The sequence below is a fragment of the Enterobacter sp. 18A13 genome (assembly GCF_007035975.1).
GTDB lineage: Bacteria > Pseudomonadota > Gammaproteobacteria > Enterobacterales > Enterobacteriaceae > Enterobacter > Enterobacter vonholyi.
Genome location: NZ_AP019634.1, coordinates 2846750 through 2864274, shown reverse-complemented (window position 1 = coordinate 2864274; position 17525 = coordinate 2846750). Strand labels below are relative to the sequence as shown.

17 protein-coding genes are annotated in these 17525 nt (G+C 50.9%); 12 read left to right on the top strand and 5 right to left on the bottom strand.

The window, feature by feature from the left end; translation table 11 throughout:
• Nucleotides 1-202: 202 nt before the first annotated feature.
• The 9 genes from FOY93_RS13930 to FOY93_RS13890 all read left to right on the top strand — a co-directional run bounded on the left by FOY93_RS13930 (nucleotide 203) and on the right by FOY93_RS13890 (nucleotide 10385).
• Complete coding sequence (locus tag FOY93_RS13930) at nucleotides 203-871, top strand: YecA/YgfB family protein (protein WP_133294712.1); 669 nt, start codon at nucleotides 203-205, stop codon at nucleotides 869-871.
• Between the two features lie 377 nt (nucleotides 872-1248).
• Nucleotides 1249-3759 (top strand): type VI secretion system Vgr family protein, encoded by a 2511-nt coding sequence (locus tag FOY93_RS13925; protein WP_143345272.1) that lies wholly within the window; start codon nucleotides 1249-1251, stop codon nucleotides 3757-3759.
• Complete coding sequence (locus tag FOY93_RS13920; protein ID WP_133294710.1) at nucleotides 3759-5894, top strand: T6SS effector phospholipase Tle3 domain-containing protein; 2136 nt, start codon at nucleotides 3759-3761, stop codon at nucleotides 5892-5894. The genes FOY93_RS13925 and FOY93_RS13920 overlap by 1 nt, the downstream gene beginning before the upstream one ends.
• A 9-nt stretch (nucleotides 5895-5903) precedes the next feature.
• Nucleotides 5904-6599, top strand: a complete 696-nt coding sequence (locus FOY93_RS13915) for a T6SS immunity protein Tli3 family protein (protein ID WP_133294709.1) — start codon at nucleotides 5904-5906, stop codon at nucleotides 6597-6599.
• Between the two features lie 3 nt (nucleotides 6600-6602).
• Entirely contained in the window at nucleotides 6603-7298 is a 696-nt protein-coding gene (locus tag FOY93_RS13910) for a T6SS immunity protein Tli3 family protein (protein WP_133294708.1), read from the top strand.
• Between the two features lie 3 nt (nucleotides 7299-7301).
• A complete protein-coding gene (locus tag FOY93_RS13905) occupies nucleotides 7302-8018 on the top strand; it encodes a T6SS immunity protein Tli3 family protein (protein WP_143345271.1) in 717 nt (238 codons plus the stop codon).
• An 18-nt stretch (nucleotides 8019-8036) separates the two neighbouring features.
• Nucleotides 8037-8741, top strand: coding sequence for a YidX family protein (locus tag FOY93_RS13900; RefSeq protein WP_133294706.1), 705 nt, complete (start codon nucleotides 8037-8039; stop codon nucleotides 8739-8741).
• A 13-nt stretch (nucleotides 8742-8754) separates the two neighbouring features.
• The gene (locus tag FOY93_RS13895) at nucleotides 8755-9012 is read left to right on the top strand and encodes a PAAR domain-containing protein (RefSeq protein ID WP_045356826.1); all 258 of its coding nucleotides are present in this window, start codon (nucleotides 8755-8757) and stop codon (nucleotides 9010-9012) included.
• A complete protein-coding gene (locus FOY93_RS13890) occupies nucleotides 9009-10385 on the top strand; it encodes a hypothetical protein (RefSeq protein ID WP_143345270.1) in 1377 nt (458 codons plus the stop codon). The genes FOY93_RS13895 and FOY93_RS13890 overlap by 4 nt, the downstream gene beginning before the upstream one ends.
• Before the next feature lie 119 nt (nucleotides 10386-10504).
• On the opposite strand, the gene tyrP is transcribed toward FOY93_RS13890, so the two are convergent.
• From tyrP to yecR, 3 genes are all read right to left on the bottom strand, one after another.
• On the bottom strand, nucleotides 10505-11716 hold the full coding sequence (gene tyrP / locus FOY93_RS13885) for a tyrosine transporter TyrP (RefSeq protein WP_143345269.1): 1212 nt from the start codon (nucleotides 11714-11716) through the stop codon (nucleotides 10505-10507).
• 250 nt (nucleotides 11717-11966) lie between these two features.
• Entirely contained in the window at nucleotides 11967-12464 is a 498-nt protein-coding gene (gene ftnA, locus FOY93_RS13880; protein WP_111964846.1) for a non-heme ferritin, read from the bottom strand.
• A gap of 204 nt (nucleotides 12465-12668) precedes the next feature.
• Nucleotides 12669-13007, bottom strand: coding sequence for a YecR family lipoprotein (yecR, locus tag FOY93_RS13875; RefSeq protein WP_023336145.1), 339 nt, complete (start codon nucleotides 13005-13007; stop codon nucleotides 12669-12671).
• Between the two features lie 234 nt (nucleotides 13008-13241).
• Here yecR and azuC point away from each other — a divergent pair, with 234 nt between their 5' ends.
• Nucleotides 13242-13325 (top strand): stress response protein AzuC, encoded by an 84-nt coding sequence (gene azuC / locus FOY93_RS13870; RefSeq protein WP_014884364.1) that lies wholly within the window; start codon nucleotides 13242-13244, stop codon nucleotides 13323-13325.
• A 107-nt stretch (nucleotides 13326-13432) separates the two neighbouring features.
• Nucleotides 13433-13684, top strand: a complete 252-nt coding sequence (locus FOY93_RS13865; protein ID WP_008500405.1) for a DUF2766 family protein — start codon at nucleotides 13433-13435, stop codon at nucleotides 13682-13684.
• Nucleotides 13685-13725: 41 nt separating this feature from the next.
• On the opposite strand, the gene FOY93_RS13860 is transcribed toward FOY93_RS13865, so the two are convergent.
• A complete protein-coding gene (locus FOY93_RS13860; protein WP_111964843.1) occupies nucleotides 13726-15069 on the bottom strand; it encodes an anaerobic C4-dicarboxylate transporter in 1344 nt (447 codons plus the stop codon).
• A gap of 157 nt (nucleotides 15070-15226) precedes the next feature.
• Nucleotides 15227-15730, bottom strand: a complete 504-nt coding sequence (locus tag FOY93_RS13855) for a non-heme ferritin-like protein (protein ID WP_111964842.1) — start codon at nucleotides 15728-15730, stop codon at nucleotides 15227-15229.
• A gap of 788 nt (nucleotides 15731-16518) precedes the next feature.
• On the opposite strand from FOY93_RS13855, the gene araF reads away from it, so the two are divergent.
• Complete coding sequence (araF, locus tag FOY93_RS13850; protein WP_003859687.1) at nucleotides 16519-17508, top strand: arabinose ABC transporter substrate-binding protein AraF; 990 nt, start codon at nucleotides 16519-16521, stop codon at nucleotides 17506-17508.
• Nucleotides 17509-17525 lie beyond the last annotated feature (17 nt).

Below are 17525 nucleotides of genomic sequence, written 5' to 3'. Positions count from 1 at the left end.
TTGAGTATAGAGCGCCGCGTTATGCCGCCTTAGGGGAGGAGAAGAAATTACAGCGGAGATCACATATCGTTAACAATAAAGCCCATAAGTTGTGCAAAGGTCACGGTTTGCACGTTTTTGCAGCAATAAAGACCTAAACTTCAGCCCGGAGAGGGGTGAGATATGTGTTAGGATCGTTTCCTTTTTTGCAGGAGTATCAGCGATGACTGAAGGCCCATTGAATGAAAGCGAAATGGCGTGGCTTGAAGAGACGTTAATGTCTTACGGTCATGATGACGCGTCCGTGATTGACGTGTCCGAACTGGACGGCATGCTTACCGCAGTGCTTTCCGGTCCTGTTGTCGTTGAGCCAGATGCCTGGCTGGTGGCGGTGTGGGGGGGCGAGAAGTACATTCCGCGCTGGAAAAACGATCGTGAGATGAACCGTTTTATCGATCTCTGCTTTAAGCACATGAACGATATTGCCGAGCGTCTGAGCGAATACCCGGATCAGTTCGAACCGATGTTTGGCTATAACGATGTGGACGGTGAGAGTTATACCGTGGTGGAAGAGTGGTGCTATGGCTACATGCGCGGTGTGGCTCTGACGGACTGGTCAGCCTTGCCGGAAGCCCTGAAGGCCGATCTTGATGTGATTGCGCTGCACGGGACGGAAGAGAACAGCGACAAGCTGGATGAACTGTCCGAAGAGGAATATATCGCCAGCATCGAGAGCATCCAGCCTGCGGCGCTGCGCCTGTATAATTACTGGGTAAACAACCCGCAGCAGCCGGAAGCGAAGAAGCCGATTGTGAACGGCACGAAGGTCGGGCGTAACGATCCGTGTCCTTGCGGCAGCGGGAAGAAGTTTAAGAGCTGCTGTTTGCACTGAAACATTTTTGTGGCTTTGGTTCGTTCACCTTAAGACCAGTAGAAGGTAATACGTTCTTAACCTGTGAACGATATAAGGGGCCGTCGAGGCCCCTTATATGGCAAGGCGTAGCAGACCGAGAATAAGCTGAATGTCTATTGTTGCTCATCGAATATCTTTGATCTATACACCCCGAAGTGCTTAGTTGTATTCTTGTATTGTCATATATCTTTCTGGTGTTTATCTTTTCATTTAATTCATGAATGTTTATTTTGCGCTTATTTATGCGTTGAATAAATTAAATCCTTTATCCCTTCCTGTGAAATAAGGTTTTAATGTTCGGCCTCCGGGCGTATATTTTGATTAATCTTATCGGTTGTTCAAAAGGATAATTGACGATGGCAGGACAATCAGACACGGTTCAATATCAGGATACACTGAATCGTTATTTACTTTATTTTCCCAGAAATAAAACCGTTTTATCTGATGTTCTCTCGTTTAGCGGGGAAGAAGAACTCAGTAAACCTTACCGTTATACTATTCGCTTTACCAGCTCAACACCGAACATCGCGGTTAAAGACGTCCTTAACCAGATGGCCGAGTTTATTCTGCGTGCCCCGAATCCGAGAGCAGGCTGGCATCATCAGGATCCCTGGCTGCCGGTGCGGCAGATAAATGGCGTAATCACGTCATTTTCCCGTCTGAAGTCGTCCGCCGATGAAACGCTGTATGAATGTGTGCTGGAGCATGAACTGGCCTTGATGGGCCGAAATTACCGTTCGGCCGTGTACATGGACATGACCGTGCCTGAGCTTGTCACGAAGTTAATGAAGGACAGCGGGTATTTTCAGGGTTACAACATCGATTTCGACCAGCTGGGCTTCAGCTATCCGCTGCGGGAAATGGTTATCCAGTGGAAAGAAACCGATCTCCAGTTTATCCGCCGCCTGCTGGCCGAAGTCGGGATCTGGTTTCGCTTTGAAAATCACGACAAGGTACCGGCCGAAACGGTGGTGATTTTTGGCGACGGGGGCCGTCGCTACGTATTCAGCGATAAAAAGCTGCCATACGTTCCTAATTCGGGCATGACCAGTCATGAAGAGTACGTTACCGAGCTTGAAGAGCGCTACCAGCTCATTCCCGAAAACGTGCTGGTCCGCACCTACAACTATCGCGATCCGTTTTCCCCGCAGGCGGATAAAACTCTTACCGACAACGACATTCCTGACGGGATAACCCGCGGCAAACAGTACCACTACGCCGATCATTTTCTGAGTGAAGGCGACTTTTATGGACAGGAGGCGGAAACGGCTACGTTTTACGCGCGCCTGCGCTATGAGCGTCTGCTGAACAATCAGAGCGTGCTGGGGGTGACGACCAGCGATCCGGAACTGCTGCCGGGCGTGATGTTTAACCTGACAGGCGATATTCCTGCCGGGTTTAAGCCTGGATTCGTTGTCACCACGATGACGTTCTCCGGCAGCCGCGCGGAGCACTATCGCGCCGTCCTGAAGGGCATTCCCTATCTGCACGGCTACAGCTACCGTCCGGACTATCTGCCGCGTCCGGTGATAGCCGGAACCGTGCCCGGCCGCGTAGCGGCCATTAATCGCGATCCCACGTATGCCGGAGTCGATGCGCAGGGTCGCTACCGCGTGAAGTTTGATTTTGACCTTGATGAAAAACGTGACGGCTTTGAAAGTGCGCTGATGCGTCTGGGCAGACCGTACGGCGGGGATGTGTTTGGGTTTCACTTCCCGCTGCTGGACGGGACGGAGGTGGTAGTCGCCTTTGAAGGCGGCGACCCGGACAGGCCGTATATCGCGCACGTCATGCATGACGGCAGCCATCCGGATTTGGTCACAAACCGCAACGATACCCGCAACGTGATCCGCACGGCCGCCTCGAACAAAATCCGCCTTGAGGATCGCCGGGGTGAGGAACATATCAAGATTTCCACGGAGCACGGCAAGGGACAGGTCAGCGTCGGCCACCTGGTCGATGCCACGGGGAAAAAACGCGGGCAGGGCGTGGAAGCCCGCACCGATGACTGGATGGCGCTGCGTGCCGCCAAAGGGGTACTCATTACCACAGAGGCCCAGCCCCGCGCGCAGGGCCAACAGCTGGATATGACGGCCGCCATCGCGCAGCTGGAAAAAGCATTGTCGCTGGCGATGACGCTGCAACAAAGCGCCTTAACGGCCGGTGCCGGGAATGTGGATACCGATCAGCAAAACCAGCTGGCCCGGGTGCTGAACCAGCTGACAGGGCCGGGCATTCTGGCGTATGCCGAAAAAGGTGCCGCACACGTCACCCCGCAGAGCCTGCAGCTGTCCGCCGGGAAAGACCTGATCGCAACAGCAGGTCAGGATGCCAGCGTGAACGTGGTGAAAAAATTCTCGCTGACCGTGGGGGAAAAACTCTCGCTGTTCGTCCGCAAGCTCGGCATCCAGATGATTGCCGGTGCCGGGGATATCACGACGCAGGCCCAGCGTGGTGCCATGCACATGCTCTCGCAGAAAGATTTCACGATGGCGAGCACCGCCGGGCAGCTGAACGGCAGTGCCAAACAGGGCATACAGCTGGTCTGTGGCGGCGGCGGGATCCGAGTCAGTCCGAACGGGCTGGTCACCATCTTTTCGCCAACGGGAATCGAACTTAAAGGACCCAACCTGAAGTATGACGGTCCGGAAAGCGCGCAGGTCACGGTCCCGCCGTTCAATAAGGGCGCATTCAAATTCCGCTACCAGCTGCACGCCGGAGATGACCCGGAACAAATTCTCGCAAACAAAAAATTCAGGCTGACCAGCTCGGCCGGAAACGTGGTTGAGGGTGTCACGGACAGCAACGGTCATTCATCGTTACTCGATGCCGATGACCTGGATACCTACAAAATGGAGTTACTGTAATGACGGAAGCGAGGAAAAGCCCGTATGCGCCACGGGTAATATCAGAAGGGGATATTCCTGTACACAGGGATTTGGGGGAAGTTGCTCAGACCTGCCGTGTGGGCGTACCGCGCCCGATGCCGGGGATCGTTATTCTGGTCCACGGCGTGAATGATGTAGGCGAAGCGTACCAGAACCAGGAGAAGGGCATTATCGCGGGCCTGAGTAAACGTCTTGGCCGCACAGACTTTTACACCCATGAATGGGGGGACTACAGAATCACCCGTCCCGGGCGTTCACCGGTTATCCCGTTTTACTGGGGGTATAAGCCTGTTACGCATGACGACTATAAAGCAGATCAGAAGCAGTACCGGGATGAAGTGGGTAAGCTGAAGGACCAGGCTCACCTGCCGTACGATGCCTATCAGGAAGATAATACTGATAAAAAAGCCGATCTGGGTAATGACGGAAAAGGTGCGTTTAAGTACCAGAACGATAACTTTGGTAATGCGCTGGAAGCGAACTTTGCCAAAGGGGGCGGTACCTTCGCGAACGCCACAACCAATATTCCCGACATGCTTGGGCCGGGGGCGGGTGGTGTGGCTCTGGCGGCTGCGGGATTTGCATCACTGCATATGAATGACGGGGATTACACTCACCCTATCTATGAAAACCCCCACCGAATCTATCAGTTTTTTGCTGCCCAGCGCCTCGCTGATTTGATTTTACAAATCCGAACCGAAGAGGCAACTAAACATGATGTTATTAACATCGTGGCGCACAGCCAGGGGACCATCATCACCATGCTGGCAAATATGCTGGTAAAACAGGCAGGACAGAATCCGGTGAACTGCGTCATTCTGAATCATTCCCCTTATTCACTGGAGTCCCGCGTGGCTGAAAATATTCAGCCCGGATACCAACAGACGGATGCCGCCAGACAGAAGACATTCAAAAATTTCTGTAGCCTGATGTATACCCAGTGGAAAGGGGGAGGAAAATTAGACGAGGATGAATTACTGACCCTGGAAGCCTCCTGTACGTTGCGTAAACCTTCAGATAACCCGCTGCGGGGTGATGATCGATATTGTCGGAACAACAACGGCAAAGTGTACAACTACTTCTGCCCGAACGATGGTGTTGTGTCACTTGAGAATGTGCAGGGGTTCGGCTGGGGTGGTATCCCCCAAAAAATAGCCAGTGTTATTCCTAACCTGTTCCAGCGAGTTTTTTATCAGCATGGCGAAGTAGGAAAAGCACCTGACACTAAACCCTTTGCGTTGCCACAACGAAAAGATGGGGATGCAAAATATTCGTTTCTCCCGAATGCCAGCTACCGAGCCCATGACGTAGTGATAAACGGTGAAGAATTGCCAGAGCCCTTTATTTTCAAACTACAGGGTCAGGATAACCATCCTGATAATGACCCTGAAACGAGTGACAAGCCGTATACGTATTATATCGACCCGGATAGCCCAGACGCCTACATATCCTATTCAGCTAAAGCCAGTGCCATTAAGCGCACGGATTCTGCGATGTATATGCTTAACAGTTATCAGCGTATTAGCTGGAAGCCTGGGCATGTTTTAACACCAGATGAGCTGAAGGGGGAAAGCCTTGACCGGGGGCATACCGTTATTCACGGGGAAGTAACTGGTTCAAAAGATTACCCTGTGTTGTCCATTACCTGGCTGAAAACCCGTGAAGAACTTGAAAAAGAATGGAAAAAAGTTGACCCGGTAAGCTACAGCCAGCATTCGTCAATTGTCATGAGCGAGTTTGCACCATCGCACGCGATGGCGTTCGACCTTGCAATTGGTCAGTGTAAGTCGTTTGACTACAAAGCCGGTAAATTCTGGGAAGGGTTGTTACACCGTGCAGACTGGCGTGATCCTCAAAGCGGTAATCAATATGCGAGGGAATATTACAAATCGGGTCGATTGCCAACGGCCTCTACAAAAGATTTTATGAATAAACCCGATGAGGTGCTGCCTGCGGGTGACTTCGGTGTGAAAAATGATTATGCCGGTATCCGGCCGCGATCACGTAACCTGATGGATATTGAGACGGGAACCGCCAGGCCGGAAGATTTCCAGGAAGTAAAATTATTGCAATGGGAAATGCCAAAACCTAAAAGTGACAGCCAGCTGGCTTAAGGATTAGATATGAAAGGATTATGTACAGGCTTGGCGGTCACAGCTATTTTTCTGGCAGCGGCTTGTCAAGCCCAGGAGCCGCCGACGCAGGTGGTTTACCGATTCAGTGACCATCGCTATCTGGAGCTGAAGGGCTGGGACTGCGAAGGTGAACTCTGGTACACCGATACGCAGAGGGCTATACATTCTCAGGTTTATTTTCAGTTTTATCGGATCTTCACGCGTAAATTTATTCATCCTTCAGAAAAATATATGTCTGTACCTATTTGGGGGACAGATGGTTTCAGGGTATCGAAGGACTATGGTCGGACATGGAAACTTGCACAGTTTGTCCCAGGAGAAAATGAACCCAATGGTGATGATAGTGCGCCTTATGAAGATGTTCTCTCTTTCACCGTAGTCAACGATCAGGGTTTTTTGCAGACCAAACACCGGCTGTATATGTCGTCAAAGCCGTTTGATGACCCGCGCATTTTGCCTGGTGGGTCGGGGATTAAATATCGTTTAGACAGCGGTGAAATGGATGAAATTACGCCAGATGCCCCAGGGTGGTCTTGGGGGATGGTTTATTTTACGCAGGAAGGTTTACAAGGAAAGGTTATGCGCCGTGAGGCCAATTATCAGGACCTCCCCGATAAAGTACCGGAAGTAAAAGGCTATACCGGCTGGGACCATATGTGGTGCGATATGGATGCGGGGCGATAAAGCATGAAAGGATTATGCATAGGTCTGACAGCTGCAGCTGTATTTATGGCAGTTGGTTGCCAGGCGAAAGAGCCGCCGACGCAGGTGGTGTACCGGTTCGATGACCATCGTTATCTGGAGCTGAAGGGATGGGACTGCGAGGGTGAACTCTGGTACACGGATACACAGCGGGGTATCCACACGGAGCCAGTCAGCCAGTTTTACCGGATATTTACCAAAAAATATGTGCATCCATCAGAACGTTACATTGCGCTTCCGACCTGGGATGTAAGTGGTTTTCTTGTTTCGAAAGATTACGGTCAGACTTGGCATGATGCACTGTTTTCCCCTGGTGAAAATGATCTTAATGGAATGAATGCCCCACAGCAGGAAGATGTTCTTTCTTTTACCGTCGTCAACGATCAGGGTTTTTTGCAAACGAAACACCGGCTGTATATGTCATCAAAGCCGTTTGATGACCCGCGTATTTTGCCTGGAGGGGCGGGTATTTTTTATAGCCTTGCTAATGGGGAAAAAGACAGTATTACTTCGGAAGCACCAGGATGGGCTTGGGGATTGATTTACTTCACGCGAGAAGGACTTGTTGGAAAAATAATGAGTCATGAAGCCAACTATCAGGATCTTCCTGACAGGGTACCGGAAATAAAGGGTTATACCGGCTGGGACCATATGCGGTGCGATATGGATGCGGGGCGATAAAGCATGAAAGGATTATGCTCAGGTCTGACAGCTGCAGCTGTATTTATAGCAGCGGGTTGCCAGGCGAAAGAGCCGCCGACGCAGGTGGTTTATCGGTTTGACGATCATCGCTATCTGGAGCTGAAAGGCTGGGACTGCGAAGGTGAACTCTGGTACACGGATACGAAGAGAGGTATTCATACCGAACCAGTCAGCCAGTATTACCGATTATTTACCCGCAAATTTATCCATCCGTCAGAACGATATATTGCAATAACAGGCTGGGGCGCTGGTGGGTTTATGGTGTCCAAAGACTACGGACAAACCTGGCATTCTGTAGGTATTGCACCCGGTCACAATGAGCCAAATGGTGATGATGGTCCTCCTTATGAAGACGTTCTTTCTTTCACAGTCGTCAACGATCAGGGTTTTTTACAGACGAAACACCGGCTGTATATGTCGTCAAAACCGTTTGATGACCCGCGTATTCTGCCCGGTGGTCCAGGGATTGAGTATACCGTGGATGATGGTATGGGGAGCAAAGTAAACGGCAAGCTGGAACCTCGATTTCCTGGCCCAGCTTGGGGGCTGGACTACATCACCAAGCAAGGTCTGAAAGAGAATACGGCGCAGTTTAAAACGAACTATCAGGGCCTCCCCGATAAAGTCCCGGAAGTAAAAGGCTACACCGGCTGGGACCATATGCGCTGCGATATAGATGCTGGGCGGAAAAGTTATTAACTTAAAAGGACGTAGGATATGAAATTTATTAAAATATATGACATTAACGTGTTAGCATGTAACATTTTGTTTTTACTGGTGGCTTGCACCAGTTTATCTGGATGTTTGACCTACTCGCTTTCCCAGAAAATTGGTGATGGAAAGGACGTATCAATATCATATAGCAATGATGAAATTATTGGCTTCTCCAAAGGTATTGACAGTAATAAAAAGGAAGGTTGGGTTTTTATTGGTAAAAATTTTGATTATTTACTATCTAGTGGGGGCGATTCAATTGTAAGTCTTCTAAATGATGACTCAATTGATAAAAAAAGCCTTACAGCGCGCGGCGAAGAACAGTTTGTGATTTCACAAAAGGGTAATGCGTTTTCTGGAAGTATCTATATTCTGTATAAAAATGCCCCGTTAATTGATGGCGTCCGTAATTCATTGAAACAGCATGGTTTTATTTGCCATAGCAATAACAATTGTGAGCTAACAGTACGTTTCCTTTCTGGTAGTATTCATAAGAAAAATACCCAACAAGATAATAGCAAAGTATTAATGTTCTATCAGCCAGTCAAAATTGCATTTTACAAGAAAAGTACGTCTACATCCCCAGCTGTCGCTGGTGCGCTCTTATACCCTGTTACTCTTGCTGTGGATATTGTTACATCGCCATTGCAATTAATTAGTTTGCCTCTTGTTGGTATTGCAAGTATGGCATCAATGAAAGCTCACTAAAAGGAATGAAGTGATGAACGGCGTAATTCGACTCAATGACCCGCTGGTAAGCGGCGGGAAAGTGATTAAGGCGTCAGGCGCGCAATTTATGGGCCTGCCCGTGGCTCTGAAAGGCGATGAAGTGACGTGTACGGAGCATAAAGGGACGTTCCCTATTAACGATTGTCACCCAACCTGGACGATGAACGGCCGCGGCGTGGTCGTGGACGGCTGTAAAGCGGCGTGTGGTTGTGCTATCCGGACCACGCTACCTGTTGCGGGGGCTGTGTGATGAACTGGTGGTTGTATCCTGAACAGGACGAATTTAAAGAAGACTACCCCTATCTGGCAGTTTTTATCCTATATGTGATCGTCGTGATTATCGGTATTGCTGTTCGGGCAGTCACCTGGCCGGGTAATAAACATGTTGATCTCGATTTTCTTGCCCAGTCCGTTGTTATTCCAGTTGTTTTTCTGACGGGGTTCGTTCAGATGTGGTCTGTCGTGTATCACGGCATGAGGCACTACATGGAAACGAGGCTGCTGATTGCCGCCCGGCAGGAATACAAGGTTGTCAGCTTTGCCCGGGGGAATATTACCCTTGCTGGCTGGTCCGTACTCACTCCACCAAAGGCAACAAAGGAACTGGCACTGAGAATGCTGAAACTTGAGGGAGAGTTTCCGCTGGCCGCTAAAATGCCGTTGAAAATCGAGCTGGAAGAATCGTTCGATTTCACGAGGGCCGGGCAGGCAGTATCCCGCGTTCTGGAGCCCATGGCAGGGAAACTTTCTCGGTACCAGCAGATTGAAGCGCTGGTGTGGGTTCGAGGCGGGGATGAATCCTTTAGCGATGAACTCCTGCGCGTGCTTGAACGTTCTGCGATCGCGACGAAGAAAATCACTTTTTTACCTGAATGCCCGGACTATACGCAAGTCACGGAATGGATAAATCTGTCGAAAAGCTACGTCGTTCAACGGCTGCTTATCTGCGTCGATCTGCATTCTGACGAAGAAGCATCTAAACAGATGGAAAATGTTACGGCACTTCTCTTCACGAACGACTACGTCAAAACTGAAGGAGAAAAACCTGTTTATCTTTACCAGCCGATGACAGGTGTCAATGACGTTGAAAGCAAGGTACCGGTTTATCTGAGGACGGAAACGGTCAGTAAACCTAAACTGCTCTGGTATACCGGGTTATCCCGCACAGAGAAGTATCCGCTGCTGGAAGTGCTGGACGAGAACAAAGTGGTGCCGGACAGGCTGGAGCTTGAGGCTTCGCTCGGTGAGCGCTCTGCCGGTTATCAGTGGCTGATGCTGGCGCTGGCCGCTGATGCGGTTATCTATGGGCAGGGCGATCAGCTTGTGGCCGCGTCCGCACAGAACCATTTTGCCATGGCCGCGCTATCCTCCCGGTTGACCTGCCAACCCGATTACCCCGAAGAAAAAAGATATACGTTGCCGTGGCAAGCTGGCGGGATTGGCGGTCTGATGTTGTTTTTTGGGCTGATGTTAATCATTGCCAGCGTTGGTGAAGCCGGTAAAACTCTGTCCGGCTGGTTTATAACGATAATGGCGGTTCTGTTAATAGGTTTATTCCTTGGGATGGGGACATTGTTTACCTTGTATTATGGTGACAAAGCTTATGAGCACATGGGGATGTGATGATGAATGAAGCATTAATTTTAACGACAGCATTCCGGATGATGATAATAGTAATATAAGGAATTGATTAAAGGGGAATCTCTCCCTATTAAAGCGGATAGTTTCCCCTTAAACCTTTGTTATCCCACTTCCGGCAGCATCCCGGCTGCAATCAACACCTGCACCAGAATAATCACCACCCCACAGCAAAACACCACGCACAGCAGCGGTTTTCCCCCCGCCACGCGGTAACCCTGCTGCGGATGCTGCTGGCGGCTCTTCCATGCCAGCAGGGAAGGGAGCAGCAGGGCCAGGATAGAGAGCGCCACCCCCGCATAGCCCAGCGCCATCACAAATCCGCGTGGGTAAAACAGCGCAAAAGCGAGCGGCGGCAGGAAGGTGATGGCCCCCGTCTGCAACCGTCCAGCCGCGGTATTGCGACGCTGGAACAGGTCGGCCAGGTAATCAAACAGGCCGAGCGCCACTCCCAGGAACGAGGTTGCCAGCGCCAGGTCGGCAAACAGGTGTACCGCCAGCTCCACGTGCGGGGAGGTAACAACCTCGCGCAGCGCCAGCAGAAAACCGTTCAGGCCAGCGTGTTGCGCCATCAGCCCAATAAAGGTCGAAGAGTCAATGCTGCCCAGCGTCACCAGCTGCCAGAAAATATAGGCGATCAGCGGGATCGCGCTGCCGATAACAAAGACGCGGCGCAGCTTGCGGATATCGCCGTTCATATAGCTGACGATGCTCGGCACGCTACCGTGGAAGCCAAACGAGGTGAAAATGACCGGGATCGCGGAAAGCGCCAGCCCTTTTTCCAGCGGCAGCGTCAGCAGGTTGACCTTGTGCACGTGCGGGGCCAGCAGCACCAGCATGATAATCAGGAAGAGAATTTTGGCGCTGAACAGAAAGCGGTTAAACAGATCGACCAGCGATGTCCCCACGCAGACCACGCCGCCGCCGATGAGCGCAAAGAAGATAGCCCCCGTCGCCGGGGTAATGTCAGAGCCAAACCAGTCGTTGACGCTGGAGGCGATGAGTTCCCCGGCGCCGCTGATATAGGCGGCGGTCAGGGCGTACATCAGGAACATCATGCTAAAGCCGGTTATCCACTGGCCGTAGCGTCCCAGATAGCGCACCGCAAGCGAACCCAGGCCGGTGTCGGCGGGGACGTGCTGGTAAACCTCAAGCAGCAGCAGGGCGGTGTAGCACATCAGCGCCCAGAGCGTACCCAGCAGCAGCAGGGTCATGCCAAATCCCACGCCCGCGGCCGCCAGGGGCATGGCCAGCATTCCTGCGCCAATTGTCGTTCCGGCGACGATAAAAATACTTCCCAGGGTTCTGTTTTTCACGCTTTCCTCTACAACGCTTCTTAACCGCGACAAATCTGCGGCGCAGAGTAAGGGAAAAGCCGTAACTCGTCAAATCACCGTTACAAGTACTGTAATTAAAAGTTTACGAATTGCGCTGCCGGCAATTCTATGACGTGGGGCGACGCTCAGGCGTAAGGTAAACAGGGCGTACAGGGAATAAAATGGGTATTTCGATGCGGGGGAGGGAAGGTAAATTAACGCGGTGCCGGAAACCGGCACCGCGCTGAAATTAATTCTGAGTATCGAGAGTGGAAAGTTCTTTATCAATAAAGTAAAGACCTTCACCGGATTTCCCCACCAGCGATAATTTATCCAGCACGGATTTAAACAGCTTCTCTTCTTCGTGTTGTTCAGCGACGTACCACTGCAGGAAATTAAAGGTTGGATAATCCTGGCTGGTCATCGCAGCATGAACCAATTCGTTAATTTTCTGGGTGATCAGCTGCTCGTGCTCGTAGGTGGCGCGGAACAGTTCATCGAGAGAATTATACTCAGCAAACGGTGAGGCCACGGTGTCAATGCGCGGCAGGCTGCCCGTATCTGTCAGATAATCAAACAGACGCTGCATGTGGGTCATCTCTTCCTGAGCGTGACGACGCAGAAACGCGGCCGCACCTTCGAAGCTGTGGTAGCTGCACCAGGCGCTCATCTGCTGGTAGAGCAGGGATGAAAAAAGCTCAAGATTCATTTGTGCGTTGAGCTTGTCGATCATTTCAGTTTTCAGCATGGTGACGCTCCGGATTATTATTTCTGGTCCACAATGAGCGACACTATAATTTGTTATTTAATTATTTGCAAAACGTAAAATTATTATTTTATTTATTCAAAATACGAATGGGAATAAAACGCATTGGCGATTTTTATAATGTATTAATGAGAATTATTTTTGTTCGTAATGAAATAAACTGCCAGCACACGCTGGCAGCTTCGATTAATACCACGGATTATTTGACTTAGGATTAACGGCGTAACCCATACATTTGTACTGGATAGTCACGCTCTCGTTCAGGCACAGAGAACCGCTTGTCAGGGTACAGGTTTTAATGGGCTGACCATAGGCTGAGGCGGTGGCATACCCCATGCTCTGACACGCTTTTGCCGCCGTGCCGTTATTCACATACTCATCGGAATATGCATTTTGCAGCGCTGCCTGGCCGTAGTCGAGGCGGACGATGCCGTTTGGGGCATCGAGACTACTGACTTCAGCCTGGCGGTTAATACTACACCCCGCGAGCAGCAGGATTGTGCCGGCTACAATGACTCTTTTCATGGTTCGCTCTGAGTGGATGGAAATACGTTATCGTACCCGCAGATGCCCGCTGCAATGCCTGGAATAGCCGGACAATCTGCCCTCACTCTTTGCAACGGGTCCGGGATTAACGCTGTCAGGCCACATGCGGATAAAATTGTGATGCATGTCACAAAAATATTGATTTTTGTGACAGTGGTCATATTATAGGTACATTGACAATAAAGTTGTATAACAAGTTAATGGAGCCTCATCGTGAAACTGCGCAAAATCCTCAAAAGCATGTGGGCCAATTACTGCCGCACGTTCAAAGACGTGCCGCCGGGCGCCATGTTCTGATAAAAAACCTGCTTCGGCAGGTTTTTTTATACCTGCAGGCGTTGAAGGGGAGATGTCAGGGGGCGTGTTTTGCTAATATGGCGGCCTTTAAATAAGGAGAAAGCCCCATGTCACAAAACCTGAGCGCCGATCAGGAACTGGTCTCTGACGTTGTCGCCTGTCAGCTGGTTATCAAACAAATCCTTGATGTTCTGGACGTGATTGCGCCGGTTGAAGTGCGCGAGAAGATGTCTACCCAGCTCAAAAACATCGATTTCGCCAGCCATCCTGCTGCCGCTGATCCGGTAACGCTTCGTGCGATCCAGAAAGCCATCGCGCTGATCGAGCTGCGATTCACGCCGCAGGGTGAATCCCACTAAGCAGGGAAATGGGCGACGGTACGTGTCGCCCTTTGATGCTGTCAGAAGAACGTCTGGACCAGCAGGTAGCTCGCCGCGCACGCGCAGCTCACCCCAATCAGCCCTGGCAAAATGAAGCTGTGGTTGATTATGAATTTCCCGATGCGGGTCGTGCCTGACCGGTCAAAGCCGATGCAGGCCAAATCACTTGGATAGGTTGGCAGCACAAAATAGCCGTATGATGCCGGGAAAAAGGCGATCAGCATTTTCGGGTCGATGCCCAGCATGAGGCCCATAGGCGCAACGGCCGTCAGCGCCGCCGCCTGGCTGTTCACCAGTTTTGACACCAGAAACAGTACAATGGCATACGTCCACGGGTGGCTTTTCACCACGCCTTCCAGCGCCAGCTTTAACTCCTCGAGATGTGCCTGAAAAAAGGTATCGCTCATCCACGCCACGCCGAACACCGAGAAGATCGCGACCATACCGGCTTTGAACACCGCGCCGTTGGAAATGGCCGACGCATTGACCTTGCAGGCCATCAGCATCACCGCGCCCGCAATTAACATCATCATCTGAATGACAAGGTTCATCGACAGCGCCGTCATTTTACCTTTCACTTCAAAGGCAGGGCGCAGTTCAGGGAATGCCCCCAGCAAAACGACCACGGCAATACCGGCAAAGAAAATCCACGTGGACCAGTAGGCCTGTTTAGGAAAACGTTGATTCATTAACGTCTCCGTTCCGCCGTAGATAAATTCTCGCTGCTTAGGATCTTTCAGCTTTTCCTGAAACTCCATGTCGTCTGCCAAATCTTTCCCGCGGCGTAAGCTCCACAGGGCCGCTATGGCCACGCCAAAAAGTGAAGCGGGAACCGAGACGGCAAGTATTTCCAGGATCCCCCACGCGTGGCCGAGCCCATGCTGGGCCGCCAGGATGGAGACCAGCGACACGACGGCAACGGAAACGGGGGAGGCCGTGATCGCCATCTGCGACGCGACCGATGCCACGGCCATAGGGCGCTCCGGGCGGATCCCTTTTTTCAGGGCGATATCCGCAATGATGGGGAACATGGTGTAGACCACATGCCCGGTGCCGCACAGAAAGGTTAGCATCCAGGTGGTGAAAGGGGCGAGCAGGGTGATGTGCTGCGGGTGTTTGCGCAGAAGACGTTCAGCAAACTGCATCATGACGTTGAGACCGCCCGCCGTTTGCAGGGTAGCGGCACAGCCAATCACCGCAAGGATGGTCAGCATAACGTCAACCGGCGGTTTACCCGGCTGCAGACCAAAGACAAAACATAAAATAAAAAGACCAATACCGCTGATTAACCCAAGCCCCATTCCGCCGAAACGCGTACCCGTCAGCAGGCAGAGGAGAATGACAACAAACTCAATGGTGATCATGATGCTCCCTCGTCAATGATTATGTAACTAAATAAATCATCACACGTTGTGTGGTTAATCATTGGGAGCCAGATCTGATTTGTTAAATTTCAGCAAAAGCAGAAGGTTGGAGACGTGAAGGGAGCCTGCTCCTCCGGATGGGAGCAGGCCAAAAAACTCAGTGGTGCTGCACCGCCACGATGTCGAGCAGATGACGGTCGGTTTGCTCAGGACATAAACCCGCCTGCTGCGCATTATGGATCTCATCCGCCAGCGTCTTCAGCAGAAGGCCATCCTGCTGCTGCTCTTTATCCATATCGCGTAAGAATCTGAGCGTCGTAATGTCCTGCTGCGCTTTGGCTTCATCGGCCAGTTTGCTGAGGGTGCTGCAGCGTTGTTCATACTCTTCAAGCGTTTTCTGAAACAGTTCTTCCAGGCAAGAGTAGTTCTCGTTGATCCCATCAAGAGCTTTAACGACAGGATTTGCCCCTGCGGCTTTCAGGAAGTTAAAGACACGCATCATATGAGTGACGTTACTTTGCGCCTGAGAGCGAAAGAATGTGGCAGATCCCGTGAGGCTATTCTCGGCACACCATGCACTTAAGTGAAGGTGCAGATTCGAGGCGTAGAACTCAAGGTTCATCTGCGCGTTAAGTTTTTGCATCATCGTTTGGGTAGCCATACTCATATCCTTATTGACCGTGGGACGTGATGTCCGTTGCTTAACCTGAGCGCCAGGCAAATATGAAGAAAAGAGCAGAAATACACATTCTGCCGTGACCGAAGTCGACCGAAATACACTTCCTGTGTTCGATATAAATAAGCATACCCTTGTCTGTGGTCTAAGAAAACTCTTAATTAGGCTGTGTTTACCATACATTACAAAGCTTAATATAGTACAGAAAAGCAATTAGCTCGCCATGAAGTGAGCGCTTCTTAAATGGCTAAATATTAAGGCTTTTTACTGATGTGACACACTGTTACTCTTTCGAAAATATTAAGTTGGAATAATGCTCCGTGAAAAAGAGAAATACGGCTTAATCGTTTCGAATATATGATGTGCCAATAAAATTGCGCTAAATCAAATTCTGCGGAATAACGTTTTTCCGGGTGCGTTATACATTCTTGATAAAACAGCATGTAAACCCATTTAACGCCAGGCGCCGTTTTGCCCGCTGAGGAGCATCAGGGATATCTTAGCTAATCTTATGGATAATTCTGCTTAACCACCTTCCATTTGTCTGACAAATCCTGCCTTTTTTATGTCATTTTTCGCTGAATTTATGTACGCAATTACTGTAATTCTGCGGTGTGATGGGGCTCTCTTATGGATGATTAATTTCCCGCTAAAACTATCACCAGCAATAACGCTTATGACGAGGTAAGCGCTAATGCCTTGTTTTAAGTCCGATTAAATTAGAAGCACGCACATATTCCCTACAGAAAAGAATGCTAAAGCTGGAGTTTACCATGCACAAATTTACTAAAGCGCTGGCGGCCATCGGTCTGGCTGCCGTTATGTCACAATCCGCTATCGCTGAGAATTTAAAACTCGGTTTTTTGGTAAAACAGCCCGAAGAGCCCTGGTTCCAGACTGAGTGGAAATTCGCAGATAAAGCCGGGAAAGATTTAGGTTTTGAAGTCATTAAAATCGCCGTGCCTGACGGCGAAAAAACCCTGAACGCCATCGACAGCCTTGCGGCCAGCGGTGCAAAAGGTTTCGTTATCTGTACCCCTGATCCAAAGCTGGGATCGGCGATTGCGGCGAAGGCGCGCGGTTACGACATGAAGGTCATCGCGGTTGACGATCAGTTCGTCAACGCTAAAGGCAAGCCGATGGATACCGTCCCGCTGGTCATGATGGCGGCGACAAAAATTGGCGAACGCCAGGGCCAGGAGCTCTATAAAGAGATGCAAAAGCGCGGCTGGGATGTCAAAGAGACCGCGGTGATGGCTATCACGGCTGACGAGCTGGACACCGCACGTCGTCGTACTACCGGTTCAATGGATGCGCTAAAAGCAGCCGGCTTCCCGGAAAAACAGATCTATAAGGTCCCAACCAAATCCAACGATATCCCAGGCGCTTTCGACGCCGCGAACTCTATGCTCGTCCAGCATCCGGAGGTCAAACACTGGCTGGTGGTCGGCATGAACGACAACACCGTGCTGGGCGGGGTTCGTGCGACGGAAGGCCAGGGCTTCAAAGCGCCTGACGTGATCGGGATTGGCATCAACGGCGTTGACGCCGTCAGCGAGCTGTCCAAAGCGCAGGCTACCGGTTTCTACGGTTCTCTGCTGCCAAGCCCGGACGTTCACGGCTACAAATCCAGTGAGATGCTCTACAACTGGGTCACCAAAGGGGCCGAACCGCCGAAATTTACCGAAGTGACCGACGTGGTGCTGATCACCCGCGACAACTTCAAAGAGGAGCTGGCGAAAAAAGGACTGGGCGGTAAGTAATACGCTGTGATTGCGCC